Source organism: Arachnia propionica (genome assembly GCF_003859805.1).
GTDB lineage: Bacteria > Actinomycetota > Actinomycetes > Propionibacteriales > Propionibacteriaceae > Arachnia > Arachnia propionica_C.
The window spans coordinates 43,324-58,260 of sequence record NZ_RQZG01000001.1 but is presented as its reverse complement, the minus strand read 5'-3'; the positions used below and the strand labels follow the sequence as shown (position 1 = coordinate 58,260).

Below are 14,937 nucleotides of genomic sequence, written 5' to 3'. Positions count from 1 at the left end.
TCCCCATCATGGGCACCTGCTCCCGCTCAGGACGCTTGTCCACAGGTCATCCGGGATAGCTGATCCAGTCGAAGTGCGCCGTGGCGGTCTGCCAGGTGCGATGTGCACTGTAGACCACGACCTGGCCGTCAGGGTGCCGGATCGCAACGGAGTCCCCACTCGGCCGGGGCAGGGCGGTCACCTGGACCGGCTCCCCGATCACTGGGCCGATGTCCTGGACCCGGGAACCATCGATGCGAACGAGGAACACCGAGCCCCCCGCCCCATCCCTCGCGATCACCGCGAGATCGATCTCGCTGGTCCAGTCGAGGGCGGTGAACCCTGACAACACCTCGCCGGAGTCCGCAGCCACGGTGAGTGCCCGCCACGGCGAGAGTTGCCGTGCGTCATCCATCATGACCAGACCGAACTGAACCTGTCCCTCCACCTCGAGCAGCACTCCGATGCGGGTGCCTGTCGGGTCGACTGCGATGTCGACGATCCCACCGGGCAGCGTCGAGGTGTCGATCACTCCCACCTCTCCCTGCGGCGACAGGGTCACCAGACGCTGGTCTCCCGTCTCGTCGGTTCCCAGCAGCCACAGCAGCCCCGCGGCGAACTGGGCCGATCTGACCTGTCGCACGGTGCTGTCGAACGAGGTCAATGCCCCGGCGGCAGGACCGATCCGCACCTGTCCGGGTTCGGCTGCGACCTGGGCGATGGTGGCGCCGTCGAGGGAGATCGCCGCCATGTCGAGGGGCTCGCCGTCCCCTCCCATGGGGATGAAGTTGCCCTCCGGGCTGAGCCTGCCGAGCCTGGAGTCCCGCACCCCGTACAGGTCGACGGCGGTGGCCCTCGACAACGACCGGTACCCCTGTTGGGAGGTCAGTTCCAGAACCCGATCGGCGTTCTGCCCGGGAATCGCCCACGGCACCCCGTCTGCGTTCACCCGCAACCCGGTCACGCGGGGGATGGAGGCCAACGACCACAACAGTTGGGCCCCGAGAGCACGACGGGCCTCATCCGGGAGGTTGTCCGGCAGACCGATCAGGTCCACGGAGACGATGCCCTCGGAATCGACGGCGGCCCCACCCGGGCCGAGGGCGACCCCGTGCGGGATGGCGTTGCGGGCGGCATGTGCCAGTTCTGGCGAGGGTCCGGCGAGCTGCGCCCGCAGCACCCGTTCCGGGGTGAGATCCACCGCCGGGGTGTGCACGACGTCCGCGATGACGGCCTGGCCGCCACGGAGCATGAAATAGGACCTCACCATCGCGTAGGAGCGGTTGAAGATGTAGCCGGAGAGCAGGACCCCCTCCGGTGCCGCCCCGATCCGCCATTCACCGTCCTCCTCGACCAGTTCGAAGTCGTGCCCCAGCTCGCCACTGAGCACCCGGAAGCGACCATCGTGATCCAGCAGTCCGCGCTCCCTCCCCTGGAGGGTCACGACTCCGTCCGTCTCGGTCAGCCCTCCGTCGTAGATCACCGTTCGGGCCCCGGGGTCCCAGGTCGTCGCCGCCGGGGCCGCCAGGTACTGCCGAGCCACCGCGTAGTTCCCGGTCGGGTCGGACATCGCCTGGAGGAACCCCTCCACGACGCGAACCGGTGTCATGCCCTCGGCGGGTGGTTCCGGGGCGATCTGGACCCCTCGGCCCTGTGTGTTCACCGAGACCTCGACCACAGGCCCCGAGGTCGGCAGTGGCGTGCAGCCTGACAGCAGCACCACCAGGAGTCCCACCAGCAGTCCCGGGTGACGCATCACAACTCCTTCCGCGCAATGATGTCGACGGGGATGATGGGCAACGGGGAGCTGTTCAGCACGATCCCCGGTCGTCTCGGCAGGGTCAGCCGGAACTGTGCCCCACGGCCGGGGCGTCCCCATGCCGACAGCCAGCCCGCGTGGAGCCGCGCGTCCTCGAGGGCGATCGCCAGGCCGAGTCCGGTTCCCCCGGCATGCCGGGTCCGGGACGGGTCGGCCCGCCAGAACCGGTCGAAGACGCGGGCCGACTGGTCGGCGTCGAAGCCGACCCCGTGGTCCCGTACGGTCACCGCGACGGCGTCGTCATCCCCCGCGACGGTGACATCGATGGGACGGCCCTCACCGTGGTCGATGGCATTGGTCAGCAGATTGCGCAGGATCCGACTGATCCGACGTGTGTCCATCTCGGCGGTGGCCTCACCGTCGACGTGCAGCCGCAGTTCACTGCCCTGGCTGGCAGCGAAGCTGCGTTGTGCCTCCATCTCCGTGGCCACGAGTCCGATCAGGTCGCCCTCCTCAAGGGCCAACACGGCCGCCCCGGCATCGAAGCGTGAGATCTCCAGCAGGTCTGCGAGCATCGCCGAGAACCGTTCGAGTTCCGAGTCCATGAGCTCCACGGTGCGCCGATCCTGGGGTTGGAGCTCATCGCGTCCCTCGTAGAGCAGATCGGCCGCCATCTTGATGGTCGTCAACGGGGTCCGCAGTTCATGGCTGACATCACTGACGAAGCGGCGCTGCACGGCGGAGAGCTCCTCCAGTTCCCGGATGCGTTGTTGCAGGTCCGAGGCCATGGTGTTCATGGAGACCGCCAGGGAGGCGAGGTCATCGCTGCCACGCACCGTCATGCGTTCATCCAGCCGCCCGGAGGCCAGCCGCAGCGCGGTGCGACTGGCCTTGCGGACCGGTCTGACCACCTGCAGGGTCACCAGGTAGGCGATGGCGGTCAGCCCGACCAGGAGCACGGCTCCGGTGGAGTAGACGGCCCGTTGCACGTTGCCGAGTGTCGCCACCTCACTGGTCATCGGGAACACGTAGAAGACGGGGAACCGTTCGCCGAGCGGCGAGACCAGCGTGGACCCGACGACCAGACCCGGCTGCCGGTTGAGCACCGTGGCCGAGGCGGAGAGCCTGGTCGGCACGATGAACATCCCGTCGCTGTCGTCGACCTGGGTGATCAGCTCATCGGGGATCGACTCGTACAGGATGTCAGTGGCCGAGTAGACACGGGATGCCGGGCCCTGGATGATCACCTGGAACTGTCCGGCCTGGGCTCCTGCCAGCTCTGCGAGACGGCTGAGTTGCTCGTAGGTCGCCACGCCCCTCAGCTCCGGCAACAGCAGCTGCTCCTGCATGAAGCGCTGCATGCCAGCGGCCTCCCGCACCGCCGAGGCCCGTTTGGCGTCGACGATCCCATCGGCCGTCTGCTGCATCAGGAACACACCGGCAAGAACCAGGATCACGCAGGAGGTCACGAAGGTGCTGGCCAGCACCCGCAGCGGCAGTGAACTCCACCACAGCTGGATCAGGCGGCGGATTCCCCGCTCACCACTGCTGCGACTCACCGGCCCGGTATCCGATGCCACGCACCGTCACCACGATCTTCGGGTGCTCGGGGTCCTGTTCGACCTTGGAACGCAATCTCTGGACGTGGACGTTGACCAGCCGGGTGTCGGTGGCATTGCGGTACCCCCAGACCTCGTCGAGGAGCGCTTCCCGGGTGAAGACCTGGGTGGGACGCTTGGCCAGGGCCAGCAAGAGGTCGAACTCCAGCGGTGTCAACGACAGCGCCGTCGAACCACGCTTGACCGTGTGGGCCGCCGTCGAGATGACGAGATCCCCGATGGTGTACTGATCAGTGCCGGGATCCGTGCTGACCCGCCGCAGCCTGGTGCGGATCCGGGCGAGCAGTTCCTTCGCCTTGAAGGGCTTGGCGACGTAGTCGTCAGCTCCTGCCTGCAGTCCGGCCACGACGTCGTCGGTCTCGGACTTGGCGGTGAGCATCACGATGGGGACCCCCGACTCGGCCCGCATGTCGCGACAGATGCTGACCCCGTCACGTCCTGGGAGCATCAGGTCGAGCAGCACCAGGTCGGGACGCGACTCCCGCATCGCGGACAGGGCTCCGGTCCCGGTCCCGCAGTGCACCGTGTCGAACCCCTCCTGACGCAACACGATCTGCAACATCTCGGACAGCGCCGCGTCGTCATCGACGATGAGGATGAGGCTGCGACTGCGTGCCTCTGCCAACGTCCACCTCCTGCTCGGACCTGCCCACCATGCTATCCGGTCGTCCCGATCGGGTTTTCAGTTCCAGGACGGAGTGTCGGTCCAGGTGGACCAGAGCCCGCACTGACCACCGCACCGTCTGAGGATCCGCTGCCAGAGTCGCTCCGGGGTCGCGAAGATCTCCTCCGGCGTGGCGGGGGTACGGAACCAGGAGCCCCGGAGCAGTTCCCCGATGAGCTGCCCCGGTCCCCATCCTGCGAGTCCCATGAAGATCCTGAGGTGGGAGAAGTGGCCGTCCAGCTCCTCGTACGGGGTGTCCAGGGCCAGTGACCCGACATCCTGGAACAGCGGCTGCCAGCCCTTGGGGTGGCTTCCCGGACGACGCAGCTGGGCCAGCCCGATGACGGCGTGCTCGTTGACCGGCCCTCCTTCGAAGATCTCGGCCGGCGGGGTGAGCAGCGGCCGCAGCTCCATCAGCGGTGGCGGCAGCGGCTGGGCGCCGGGTTGGTGCAGGCACACCCCGACCGAACCCTCGTCGTCGTGGTCGAGGAGGAGAACCACGCTGCGGTCGAAGTAGCTCCCGTCCCCGGGATCACGCGCGATCAACAGCTGTCCTGCTCGTGGTTCACCCGGAATCATGTCGCCATTGTGCCAACATCACGCAGCCCAGTCCCCGAGTGCTCCCTCGAGTGCACCGAGCAGGCTGTCGAGTAGTGCCCATCTATGGTCCGCAGGACAGCCCTGGTCCACCCAGCGCAGGCAGGCCGCGTCGACGTGACCGAGCCATCCCCACAACGCGTAGTCGTGCCGCCACTGCTCACTGGGACTGAGGAGGGCCCCGAGTTCGGCGACGTATCGTTTCCTGGCATCCACCCTCAGCTCCAGGACCGCTGCCGGTTCTCCGCCGGGTTCACGGAAGGGAAAGGCCCAGGCCCTGGGTTGGGAGGCGATGTGGTCGAGGAGCACGATGAGCGCCGCCCGGACCCGGTCCCTGGCACAGGTGTGCTCCCCCAGTGTCCTGATCGCCTCTTCCTGACGTTCCATCAGTCCTGCGATGGCCCTGTGGACCAGCTCGGCGTAGAGCCCCTCCTTGCCGTCGAAGTAGCGGTACACCAGCGCACCGGAGCCCCCGGCCGCCTCAGCGATCGCCGCCACCGTCACCTCCGGGTAGGGCCGTGAAGCGAACAACTTCCCGGCCGCGTCGAGGATCGCTGTCCGCCGGGACCCGGGGTCGAGGCGGAGACGTTGCTTCTTGTCGGTGCGGGCCACGTTGCCATCATAGCTTTACTGAACTACGATCACTAGCAACTACTGAATCTTGTTCACTAATAGGAGTCGACATGACCTGGATCGATCACGCCATCTGGTGGCACGTCTACCCCTTGGGATTCACCGGAGCCCCGATCCGTGAGGCACACGGCGCACCCAGTCCTCGGTTGAGACACCTCATCGACTGGCTCGACTACGCCGTCGAGCTCGGCTGCTCCGGGATGCTGCTCGGCCCGATCTTCGCCTCCGAGACCCACGGCTACGACTCGACGGACCTGTTGCGCATCGATCCCCGCCTGGGCGATGATGCGGACTTCGACGCCCTGGTCGTCGCCTGCAAGGAGCGCGGACTGCGCATCCTCCTCGACGGCGTGTTCAGTCACGTCGGCGCCAAACACGCGGACGTCCGCGCCGCGCTGGCCGAAGGCCCCGGGCATCCCTCCGCCCAGCTGTTCGACATCGACTGGGAAGCCGACGGCGGCCCGGTCCCCCGGGTGTTCGAGGGACACTCCTCACTGGTGCGGTTCAACCACTCCTCCCCCGCGACCGTGCGGCACGTGACGCACGTGCTGAACCACTGGCTGGAGCGCGGCATCGACGGGTGGCGGCTGGACGCGGCCTACTCCGTCGCCCCCGAGTTCTGGGCCGAGGTGATCCCGGCGGCCAGGAACCGGCACCCTGACGCCTGGTTCCTCGGCGAGGTGCTGCACGGCGACTACGTCGATTTCGTGGCCCGCTCCCGGATCGACTCGGTCACCCAGTACGAGTTGTGGAAGGCCATCTGGTCCTCCCTCGACGACCGGAACTTCTTCGAGCTGGACTGGGCCCTCCAGCGCCACAACGGTTTCCTGGCGCACTTCATCCCACAGACCTTCATCGGGAACCACGACGTCACCCGGATCGCCTCCCGCATCGGCAACGAGGCAGCGGTGTGCGCCCTGACCCTGCTCATGACACTCGGCGGGGTACCGTCGATCTACTACGGGGACGAACAGGCCTTCGCCGGGATCAAGGAGGACCGCCTCGGTGGGGACGACGAGATCCGTCCGGCCTTCCCGGGCTCTCCGGCGGAGCTGTCCCCACTCGGTGCCCACGTGCTGCGGGCCCACCAGGACCTCATCGGGCTCAGGCGCAGGCACCCGTGGCTGGTGCGTGCCCGGACCACGACGCTGCACCTGGACAACACCCGGTACCGGTACCGGGTCTCGGCCGACGAAGGGCAGCACCTGGAGATCGAGCTGGACGTCAACGACAGCCCACAGGCGTGGATCCGTGGTTCCTCCGGTGAGACCCTGTGGAGCACCCGCTGAACGCACGGATGCCCCGGCCAGGTGGCCGGGGCATCCGGGGTGGAGATGGCGGGAATTGAACCCGCGTCCTTGAAAGGCGAACCAGGGCTTCTCCGGGCGCAGCTGACTAGTCGGTCCACTCAGCCCCTGCACTCACGTCAGCAAGTTGCAGCCGGGCCCAGTCGCAGTGAAGTCCCGAACGACCCCTGCGACGCAGGTCGTCCAGCAAGCCTTCTGGAATGAGGCCAGGCACCGGGTCGAAGGCAAACCCGGGCGTGACCCTTCGATCGCTGATCAGGCAGCGAGAGCGAAGTCAGTGCGATTGTTCTTGGCACTTGTTGGTTTCCACACATCGTTCACGAGATGAGTGTGGGTCCTCGGCCCGCTTCTCCTCGAACAACCGTCCAAGTCGAAACCAGTCATCCCCTCTTGAGTTGTGCTGCACCAGTCTAGCGCACTCGTGGCTGCTGGTCCTCCACGGGACGCATCAGCATCAACTTCTCGATCGCCTTGGTGCTGTGATCCCCGTTGAAGGCACGGATCGCCAACCACAGCGTCATCAGCGCCCAGGACACGAACCCCACGAACAGCAACGACGCGGGGGTGATCCCCATCGCCGTCAGGAAGATCGCGATCGCCCCGTAGATCAGGGCGCTGAACTGGAAACACATCGCGCGGGAGGCCTCCAGCGAGATCCGGGACTGCGGTGAGGCCGCCCCCTTGGCGATGGCCGGCAGGACGAACATGCTGGGCAGAGTGCCCAGATGGATGATCCCCGCCAGGACGTTGTTCATCCCGTTGACCGGCTGCGGGGGTGCCGTTGGTTGGCCGACCAGCATCGACGGCGCCACCCGCGCCAGGCCTCGCAGTGAGGCGTTGAGCTCGGCACGGGTCGTCGCCGTCAGCGCGAGCCCCAGGCGCTGTTCGAACATCTCGTCGGAGATCTCTGACGCCGCATAGGCGCGCTGCAGGTACTCCACCGCTCTGTCCCGTTGCACATCGGTGACGGGGGCGGAGAGGATCGGATCGGTCATGGTGACCATGGTGCCCTGTCCACGGTCCAGCTTCCATTGGGGATTGCCCTGAGCGAACCCTCAGCCAGCAGTGACCCAGGTCACCGTCGACGGCTGCTCCCCAACCGGTTGCGGGCACGCAGTGCTCGCTGTGCCTCCCGGTTGGCGTCCCGCTCCGCGATGGACTGCCTCTTGTCCCAGTCACGTTTGCCCGTGGCCACCGCGATCTCCACCTTGGCGTAACCGTCCTTGAAGTAGATCGACAGCGGGACGATGGTCCGGCCGCTCGCCTCGGTCTCCCGGGCCAGCCGCGCGATCTCCCGTTTGTTGAGCAACAGCTTGCGGGACCGCGTGGCCGCATGGTTGCGCCAGGTACCGAACTCGTACTCGGGAATGTTGACGTTGCGCAGCCAGACCTCACCGTCGTCCACGGTCGCGTAGGCCTCCGCCAGGCTCACCCGGCCGAGACGAAGGGTCTTGACCTCGGTCCCGGTCAGCACCAGACCGGCCTCGAACGACTCCCCGATCTGGTAGTCGTGACGGGCCTTCTTGTTCTGGGCAACCAGTTTGCGTCCGGTCTCTCTGGGCATCGGTCAATCCTAGCTGAACCAACGACTCATGGGATTCACCCTGGAGCCGTTCTCCCAGACCATGAGATGGAGATGGCACCCGGTGGAGTACCCGGTCGAGCCGACGTATCCGATGACCTCTCCCTTGGAGACCTGCTCCCCCACGGAGACCACGTAATGGGTGGCGTGGTTGTATCCGGTGGTGACGTACGAGCCACCCACCCGACCATGATCGATCATGAGGCGGTTGCCGTAGCCGGAGTTGAAGTACTTCTCCACCACCTTGCCGTCGGCGGCCGCCCGGATCTCGGCACCGCAGGAGGCGGCGAAGTCCGTTCCGTCGTGCAGTTTCCAGTACCCCAGCACCGGATGCAGTCTCATCCCGTAGGGCGAACTGAGCCGACCGTTCACGGGACGCATGAATCCGGTGCCGCCCCCGGTCCCGTTCCCTGAACCCCCACCGGAGGTGTTCGACGACTCCGAGGACTTCTTCCTCGACTGGGCCTCCTGCTCCGCGGCCTTCTTCTCGTCCGCGGCCTTCTTCTCGGCAGCGGCCCTCTCCTCGGCCCGTCGGCGTTCCTCCTCCTGCCGCTTCTGCTCCTCGATCCGTTGCTTGATGCGACGGTCGAGGTCAGCGGACTCGTTCTCCAGTTCACTCTGGCGCTGTTTCTCCGCGGCCAACTGATCGTCGGCGGCCTTCTTGGCGGCGTCCTTCTCCTCGACCTTCTTCGCCACCTCGGCCTTCTTGTCCTCCGCGGCCTTCTCCTTCTGCTTGGTCACCTCGAGCTGCTCGGCAGCGGCCTGACGCGCCTCCTCGGCCGCCTGCTCGGCCTCGGCCGCCTCGGTCTCGGCGGACTCCATCGCGAAGCGCCGTTCGGTCAACTCGTCGAGTTCGAGGGCCGAGGAGGAGAAGAGGGTGTCGGAGAGCTGGGCACGCTGGTTCAACTCGCTGGCCTCCGCATCACTGAGGAACAATGAGAGTTGGAGGAGCCCACCGTTCTGCTGGGCGATGACGTTGACCTCCTCACTCGTGCGGCGGTCGACGACATCGTAGGAGGCCCTGGTGAAGTCGACATCCGCCTTGGCCTTCTCGAGCCGGACCTCGGCTGCCTTCAACTCCTCGGCACGCTGGGCGTCAAGTTCCTGGGCCTTGCTGCGCGCGGCCTCAGCCTCGTCCAGTTCCTTCTCCGCGGTGCTGAGCTCACCCTTCGCGCTCTCGTAGGCCTTGACCGCCTCGGTCAGCTCGTTGGAGGCACCCTCGACGGATTCCTGCTGCTCCTTCAGCTCTTCGTCCAGCTGGTCCCGACGATCATCGAGTTCATCGGCACCCGCCACGTGGACCGGGGCGCAGGTCAACGCGATGCCGACCGCAAGGGTCACGACGCCACGCATCACTCGGGTGAGCTTACGGTTCTCGGGCAGAGGGGGAAGATCCCGATTCACCTTGGTCTCCTCACATGTCAGATTCTCAGGTACTTCCGGGCAGCCAGAAGTGTGGGAATGATGGACAGGGCGATGCCCACGGCCGCGATGGCACCGAGGGTCACCATCAGGTGGGACTGGCCGATCCAGGGCAGGGCGAGCACCTTCTGGCGCAGGTAGTTGTCGATGACCAGGACATAGGTGGTCCCGAGCGCGGCACTCGCCAGCAGAACGCCGAGGAGGGCCGCGACGAGACTCTCCAGCAGGAAGGGCAGCAGGATGTAGAAATTGGAGGCGCCCACCAGCCGCATGATGCCGATCTCGCGACGCCTGGTGAAGGCAGCCATACGGATCGTGGTGGAGATCTGGAGGGCAGCCGCCACCAGCAGCAGGACGCTCATCCCGAGCGTGGCCCACTGGAGCATGTTGAGCGCCCTGAAGACAGGGTCGAGGACCCCCTTCAGGTCCTGGACGTTCTGCACGCCCTGCAGCCCTTGGGCCTCGCTGACCACCCCCCTGTAGTTCTCGGGGTTGACGAGCTTGATCCGGAACGAGTCCTGCATCTGTTCCTCGGTGCGCGAGGCCAGCACCGGGGAGTCCTTGAACACGCGCTGGAACTCGGCGAAGGCCTCGGCCTTGGTCTCGTAGAAGACCTCCTTGACCTCCGGGTTCGCCTCGAGGGCGGTCCTGATCGCCTCCCGTTGGGCGTCGGTGGTCTCCTTGCCGTCCTCACAGGTACCACCGGTGGTCCGTTCGGTGCAGAGGAAGACCGAGATCTCGATCTTGTCGTACCAGCGGGACTTGACGAGCTCGACCTCCTGGGAGGTCAGCAGGCCCAGTCCGAACAGCGTGAGCGACACCGATGTCGTGACGATCACGGCGATCGTCATGGCGAGATTGCGTTTGAGCCCGGACCAGGTCTCGCGAAGTGAATGCCTCATTGAAATCCTCGTTCTCAGTTGCTGCCGTAGACACCCTTGGCCTGGTCACGCACGAGTTCCCCCTGGCGGAGCTCGAGCACGCGACGGCGCATCTGGTCGACGATCGTGGAGTCATGGGTGGCCATGATGACGGTGGTGTCGCTGCGGTTGATCCGGTCGAGGAGCTTCATGATGCCGACACTCGTCTCGGGATCGAGGTTTCCGGTGGGCTCGTCCGCGATGAGGATCTTCGGCCGGTTCACGAAGGCCCGTGCGATCGCGACACGCTGCTGCTCACCACCCGAGAGTTCCTCGTTGAGCCGGTTCTCCTTGCCCTCCAGACCGACCAGCCTCAAGGTGTCGGGAACCAGCTGCTTGATGACCCGATTCGGTTTGCCGATCACCTGGAGCGCGAAGGCGACGTTCTCGTAGACCGTCTTGCCGGGAAGCAGCCGGAAGTCCTGGAAGACGGTGCCGATCTGACGACGCAGGGCAGGCACCTTCCACTGGTTCAAGGTGCTGAGGTTCTTCCCCGCGACGTAGAGCGTGCCCTGGGAGGGGCGGTACTCGCGCAGGATCAGCCGCAGGAAGGTCGACTTGCCGGACCCTGACTGGCCGACGAGGAAGACGAACTCACCCTTGCCGATCTCAAGGTTGATGTTCCGAAGCGCCGGGCGGTCCTGCCCGGGATAGAACTTCGTGACGTCCTCGAACGTGATCACTGTGTTTCTCCGACCGACTAGGGGAAGATCCTGGAACTCTTCCAGGACACGGTCAGTATGAAGTCAAGCACACCGACCGAGATGCCTCCGACAGCAACACGCCGCTGCGGCACACCTGTCAACTGGCAGCAGCCTCCGTCCGCTTCCGCCAGCGAATTCCTGCATCGATGAATCCGTCGATGTCACCGTCGAAGACGGCGTCCGGATTGCCCACCTCGTGTTCGGTGCGCAGGTCCTTGACCATCTGGTAGGGATTCATCACGTAGGAACGCATCTGGGCCCCCCAGGAGTTGCCGCCATCGCCCTTGAGCGCGTTCATCTCCTTCTCACGCTCCGCCCGGGCCAGTTCCAGGAGCCGGGACTGGAGCACGCGCAACGCGGCCGCCTTGTTCTGGAGCTGCGACTTCTCGTTCTGGCAGCTGACCACCAGCCCCGTGGGCAGGTGCGTGATCCGCACCGCCGAGTCGGTGGTGTTGACGGACTGGCCACCCGGCCCCGAGGAACGGAAGACGTCCACCCGGATGTCCCCCTCCGGGATGTCGATGGAGTCGGTCTCCTCCGTCACCGGCAGCACCTCGACACCGGCGAAGGAGGTCTGCCTGCGACCCTGGTTGTCGAACGGGGAGATGCGCACCAACCGATGGGTGCCCTGCTCCACCGAGAGGGTGCCGTAGGCGAAGGGGGCCTTGACCGCGAAGGTGGCCGACTTCAGGCCTGCCTCCTCCGCGTAGGAGGTGTCGTAGACCTCGACGGGATAACCGTGCCGTTCGGCCCAGCGCAGGTACATCCGCATGAGCTTCTCGGCGAAATCGGCCGCATCCACCCCGCCAGCCTCGGCGCGGATCGTCACCAGCGCCTCACGCGAGTCGTACTCACCGGAGAGCAGTGTGCGGACCTCCAGGGCCTCGACCTCCTCGGTGAGTCTCGCCAGTTCACGTTCCACCTCGCCGCGGGTCTCGGCGTCGTCCTCCTCCGCGGCGAGCTCCAGCATCACCCCGGCGTCGTCGAGTCGGCTCCGCAGTGACTCCAGCCGTTCCACCTCCGCCTGCCGGGCCGACAGCGTCGATGTCACACGCTGGGCGTTGTCCTGGTCGTCCCACAGGTTCGGGGCCGCGACCTCCTCGGAGAGTTGCGCGATCTCCGCGCGCAGCCTCGGCAGGTCCGCCACCGCCTCGATGGAGGTGAGGGACTTGGACAACTGGTCGATCACGAGGGAGAGGTCTGCTTCAGCCACGATGCGCCATTCTACCTGCAAGAGCCCTCCCCGCCGGGCTGGTTGAATTGGGTGCCAAGAGAAAGGAAGCACATGGCTGCGACGAAGACCCGCCTGAAGAAGGATCTCGCGGATGCCCTCCGCGCGAAGGACGAGTTCACCAAATCCGTCATCCGCATGATGATGGCGGCGATCACCGTGGAGGAGGTGGCCGGTGACGTCGCCCGGGAGCTGAGCGACGAGGAGGAGATCGCGGTCATCACGAAGGAGCAGCGCAAGCGTCGTGACTCCGCGGCCACCTACGCCGAGGCGGGGCGCCTCGAACTGGCCGCGAAGGAGGAGCAGGAGGCCGAGTTCATGGCCGCCTACCTGCCCGCCCCACTCACCGACGACGAGGTGAGGGCCATCGTCGCCGAGGAGGTGGCCGCGGTCCCGGAAGCCGGGATGAAACAGATGGGGGCGATCATCAAGGCCGTCAACGCTCGGGTGGCAGGCCGGGCCGAGGGCAGGACCGTCGCCACCCTGGTGAAGGACGCCCTGGCCTGACCCTCGACTGGGCTCACCGACCCGGGGCCGCTACAGTGGCCGGGTCGGTGAACCCGAGGGCGCATAGCTCAGGTGGTCAGAGCACCTGCCTTACAAGCAGGGAGTCGGGGGTTCAAGTCCCTCTGCGCCCACCCGGGGACGGCGTATGGTGGAGACATGCCTGCCATCGTGCTGAGTGATTCCCTGCCCTTGGCCCACCATGTCATGGGCGCAGGGCCTCCTGCCCTGGTGATCGCCGGTGGCCCAGCGCGGCACCCGTCCTACCTCCAGGACCTGGCCGGCCTCACCCAGGACCTCCACCTGGTGGTGCCCGAACTGCGTGGGGTCGGTGACACCCCGCAGCCGGTCGACTCGTCCCGCGCCACATGGTGGGCCCAGGCCGAGGACATGGCGGAACTCGCCAGCACCCTGGACACCCCCGTCACGGTGATCGCACATTCCGCCGGATGCCGCATCGCCGTCGCACTGGCCAGCGGGCACCCGGGACTCGTGGAGCAGCTGGTGCTCATCACCCCTCCCCCGATGCTGGAGATCGACACCGACATCGAGGCGATCATCGCCGAACGGGACGACGAGGCGTTCCGAGAAGCCCTGCGGACCCTCGAACACCCCCCGGACCTGCACGACGCGACTGCCCACCACGCGTGGCAGCACGCCGTGGCCCCGGCCTTCTACGCACGCTGGGACGACACCACCTCGGCGCACTCCCGGATCGGCCAATGGAACCCTGAGGCCGCCGCCCAGTTCTTCGCTCCCGGCCCCGTCGACCTCCGGGAGGCCCTGCAGAACCTGCCAGCCCCCACCCTCATCCTCGCCGGGGAGAAGGATCCGACCCTCACCCCCTCCGCCGCCCGGTCGCTTGCCGCCGTGCTGCCACGGGCCGAGGTCGTCGTCATCGACGAGTCCGGGCACTACCCCTGGGTGGAGCAACCCTCGGCCTTCCGGAGCGCGGTCACCGGTTTCCTCACCGAGCAGCGGGCCGGGCACGTCCTGTGCGAACTGCTGTGATCGATCCGGCATGACTTCGGCCCGACACGCCCTAGACTTGTGCGCCGAAGAGCGGTGGAAAGGAGCTTGATGGCCGACGAGTGGTCGCATGCGGTTCCCCGACGTGGTGCAGCCCCTGCGTCGGAGGATCAGCTCCCCGTCCCCCCGGCACACAGCGGACGGCGGGCACTTCCCGAGCCCGAGGAGGAGCAGCCACCCAATCGGGCAGGGCGACGGTTCGCTCCTGCCGAGGAGGACCCCGTCCCACGGCCCACCAGCCGACCCACACCGGTCACGGACCCACCGTCAGCACCGAGCGGCAGCCACCCTCATCGCCGATGGCTGCTGATCCTGGCGGCCGGTCTGCTGGTGATCGCCGTCGGCGTGGCGAGCTGGTTCCTCGTCATCAGGCACCGTGCCGTTCCCTCCCCCATCCTGACGACCGACGAGGCCACCGGCACACTCGGTGAGCCGACCTCCCCGACCCCTTCACCCGACCCGGAGAACACCGAGGGTGCCCCGGAGGCCATCGGTGAACTCCAGGTCAACGACACCAGTCTCACAGCGCCACCGGGCTGGCGGCTCTACGGCGACGAGTCCATCGAGAACGACCGCCGTGTGATCCGGCTCAGCCACGCCGAGACGGACGTGCGGCTGCAGGTGGCCACCATCGCCGAGGTCCAGGGCGATGTCGCGGAGGCCTGCGAAACACTGTCGACCGCCCAGCAGGAGTCATTCACGGATGTCACCTCGACTCCGACACTCGGGATCGGCATCGATCCTGCCCAGGGTTCCGGGATCACCTGTGGCTTCCACGGGACCCGCGCCGGGGACGGGGTGGCCGTCACGGTCACCTTCACCGTGGTGCTGCGGATCAGCGACGGCCACCTGCTGTCACTGCGCAGCATGATCCCGGACTCCCTCGAGCACAGCCCGGAGAGCGAGAGGGCCCGTGGTGACCTGGCTGCGATGAACTGCGCCGCAGGACGCAACTTCCAGGTCACCCTGCCACTGTGCTGAGCGGCC

Annotated in this window: 15 protein-coding genes, 1 tRNA gene and 1 other RNA gene; 5 read left to right on the top strand and 12 right to left on the bottom strand. The window is 66.8% G+C overall.

Annotated elements, in window-relative coordinates; translation table 11 throughout:
• Window positions 1-46 precede the first annotated feature (46 nt).
• From EII34_RS00285 to EII34_RS00265, 5 genes are read right to left on the bottom strand one after another with little or no spacing between them, the layout of a single operon-like run.
• A complete protein-coding gene (locus EII34_RS00285; RefSeq protein WP_185711091.1) occupies window positions 47-1,735 on the bottom strand; it encodes a GerMN domain-containing protein in 1,689 nt (562 codons plus the stop codon).
• Window positions 1,735-3,225: an MtrAB system histidine kinase MtrB gene (gene mtrB, locus EII34_RS00280; protein ID WP_395858061.1), complete on the bottom strand. Its 1,491-nt coding sequence runs from the start codon at window positions 3,223-3,225 to the stop codon at window positions 1,735-1,737. The genes EII34_RS00285 and mtrB overlap by 1 nt, the downstream gene beginning before the upstream one ends.
• 52 nt (window positions 3,226-3,277) lie before the next feature.
• On the bottom strand, window positions 3,278-3,982 hold the full coding sequence (gene mtrA, locus EII34_RS00275; protein ID WP_124841610.1) for an MtrAB system response regulator MtrA: 705 nt from the start codon (window positions 3,980-3,982) through the stop codon (window positions 3,278-3,280).
• A gap of 57 nt (window positions 3,983-4,039) precedes the next feature.
• Window positions 4,040-4,600 carry a YqgE/AlgH family protein gene (locus EII34_RS00270; RefSeq protein WP_124841608.1) on the bottom strand — a complete coding sequence of 187 codons (561 nt, stop codon included), beginning with the start codon at window positions 4,598-4,600 and terminating at the stop codon, window positions 4,040-4,042.
• Window positions 4,601-4,618: 18 nt separating this feature from the next.
• Window positions 4,619-5,230: a TetR/AcrR family transcriptional regulator gene (locus tag EII34_RS00265; RefSeq protein ID WP_124841606.1), complete on the bottom strand. Its 612-nt coding sequence runs from the start codon at window positions 5,228-5,230 to the stop codon at window positions 4,619-4,621.
• A 71-nt stretch (window positions 5,231-5,301) separates the two neighbouring features.
• Between EII34_RS00265 and EII34_RS00260 the strand changes: the two genes are divergently transcribed.
• Window positions 5,302-6,540, top strand: a complete 1,239-nt coding sequence (locus EII34_RS00260) for an alpha-amylase family protein (RefSeq protein WP_124841604.1) — start codon at window positions 5,302-5,304, stop codon at window positions 6,538-6,540.
• A 37-nt stretch (window positions 6,541-6,577) separates the two neighbouring features.
• Here EII34_RS00260 and ssrA read toward each other — a convergent pair.
• The 7 genes from ssrA to prfB all read right to left on the bottom strand — a co-directional run bounded on the left by ssrA (window position 6,578) and on the right by prfB (window position 12,399).
• Window positions 6,578-6,946: a transfer-messenger RNA gene (ssrA, locus tag EII34_RS00255) on the bottom strand.
• A 22-nt stretch (window positions 6,947-6,968) separates the two neighbouring features.
• Window positions 6,969-7,553 carry a DUF1707 domain-containing protein gene (locus tag EII34_RS00250; RefSeq protein ID WP_185711090.1) on the bottom strand — a complete coding sequence of 195 codons (585 nt, stop codon included), beginning with the start codon at window positions 7,551-7,553 and terminating at the stop codon, window positions 6,969-6,971.
• An 80-nt stretch (window positions 7,554-7,633) separates the two neighbouring features.
• The gene (gene smpB / locus EII34_RS00245; protein WP_124841600.1) at window positions 7,634-8,122 is read right to left on the bottom strand and encodes an SsrA-binding protein SmpB; all 489 of its coding nucleotides are present in this window, start codon (window positions 8,120-8,122) and stop codon (window positions 7,634-7,636) included.
• A gap of 9 nt (window positions 8,123-8,131) precedes the next feature.
• On the bottom strand, window positions 8,132-9,544 hold the full coding sequence (locus tag EII34_RS00240) for a M23 family metallopeptidase (protein ID WP_124841598.1): 1,413 nt from the start codon (window positions 9,542-9,544) through the stop codon (window positions 8,132-8,134).
• 17 nt (window positions 9,545-9,561) lie between these two features.
• Window positions 9,562-10,464 (bottom strand): permease-like cell division protein FtsX, encoded by a 903-nt coding sequence (ftsX, locus tag EII34_RS00235; RefSeq protein ID WP_221620148.1) that lies wholly within the window; start codon window positions 10,462-10,464, stop codon window positions 9,562-9,564.
• A gap of 14 nt (window positions 10,465-10,478) precedes the next feature.
• Window positions 10,479-11,165, bottom strand: a complete 687-nt coding sequence (gene ftsE, locus EII34_RS00230) for a cell division ATP-binding protein FtsE (RefSeq protein WP_124841596.1) — start codon at window positions 11,163-11,165, stop codon at window positions 10,479-10,481.
• Between the two features lie 118 nt (window positions 11,166-11,283).
• Complete coding sequence (gene prfB / locus EII34_RS00225; RefSeq protein WP_124841594.1) at window positions 11,284-12,399, bottom strand: peptide chain release factor 2; 1,116 nt, start codon at window positions 12,397-12,399, stop codon at window positions 11,284-11,286.
• Between the two features lie 72 nt (window positions 12,400-12,471).
• Here prfB and EII34_RS00220 point away from each other — a divergent pair, with 72 nt between their 5' ends.
• The 4 genes from EII34_RS00220 (at window position 12,472) to EII34_RS00205 (ending at window position 14,931) form a co-directional block, all read left to right on the top strand.
• Entirely contained in the window at window positions 12,472-12,924 is a 453-nt protein-coding gene (locus EII34_RS00220; protein WP_124841592.1) for a GatB/YqeY domain-containing protein, read from the top strand.
• 57 nt (window positions 12,925-12,981) lie between these two features.
• Window positions 12,982-13,055: transfer RNA gene (locus EII34_RS00215), tRNA-Val, on the top strand.
• A gap of 25 nt (window positions 13,056-13,080) precedes the next feature.
• Window positions 13,081-13,932, top strand: a complete 852-nt coding sequence (locus EII34_RS00210; protein WP_124841591.1) for an alpha/beta fold hydrolase — start codon at window positions 13,081-13,083, stop codon at window positions 13,930-13,932.
• Window positions 13,933-14,001: 69 nt separating this feature from the next.
• Complete coding sequence (locus EII34_RS00205) at window positions 14,002-14,931, top strand: hypothetical protein (RefSeq protein WP_124841589.1); 930 nt, start codon at window positions 14,002-14,004, stop codon at window positions 14,929-14,931.
• Window positions 14,932-14,937 lie beyond the last annotated feature (6 nt).

Coding starts and splice junctions, on each gene's coding strand:
- EII34_RS00205 (WP_124841589.1), top strand. CDS start 14,002: ATGGCCGACGAGTGGTCGCATGCGGTTCCCCGACGTGGTGCAGCCCCT.
- EII34_RS00220 (WP_124841592.1), top strand. CDS start 12,472: ATGGCTGCGACGAAGACCCGCCTGAAGAAGGATCTCGCGGATGCCCTC.
- smpB (WP_124841600.1), bottom strand. CDS start 8,122: ATGCCCAGAGAGACCGGACGCAAACTGGTTGCCCAGAACAAGAAGGCC.
- EII34_RS00285 (WP_185711091.1), bottom strand. CDS start 1,735: ATGCGTCACCCGGGACTGCTGGTGGGACTCCTGGTGGTGCTGCTGTCA.
- EII34_RS00210 (WP_124841591.1), top strand. CDS start 13,081: ATGCCTGCCATCGTGCTGAGTGATTCCCTGCCCTTGGCCCACCATGTC.
- EII34_RS00260 (WP_124841604.1), top strand. CDS start 5,302: ATGACCTGGATCGATCACGCCATCTGGTGGCACGTCTACCCCTTGGGA.
- ftsX (WP_221620148.1), bottom strand. CDS start 10,464: ATGAGGCATTCACTTCGCGAGACCTGGTCCGGGCTCAAACGCAATCTC.
- EII34_RS00270 (WP_124841608.1), bottom strand. CDS start 4,600: ATGATTCCGGGTGAACCACGAGCAGGACAGCTGTTGATCGCGCGTGAT.
- EII34_RS00250 (WP_185711090.1), bottom strand. CDS start 7,553: ATGACCGATCCGATCCTCTCCGCCCCCGTCACCGATGTGCAACGGGAC.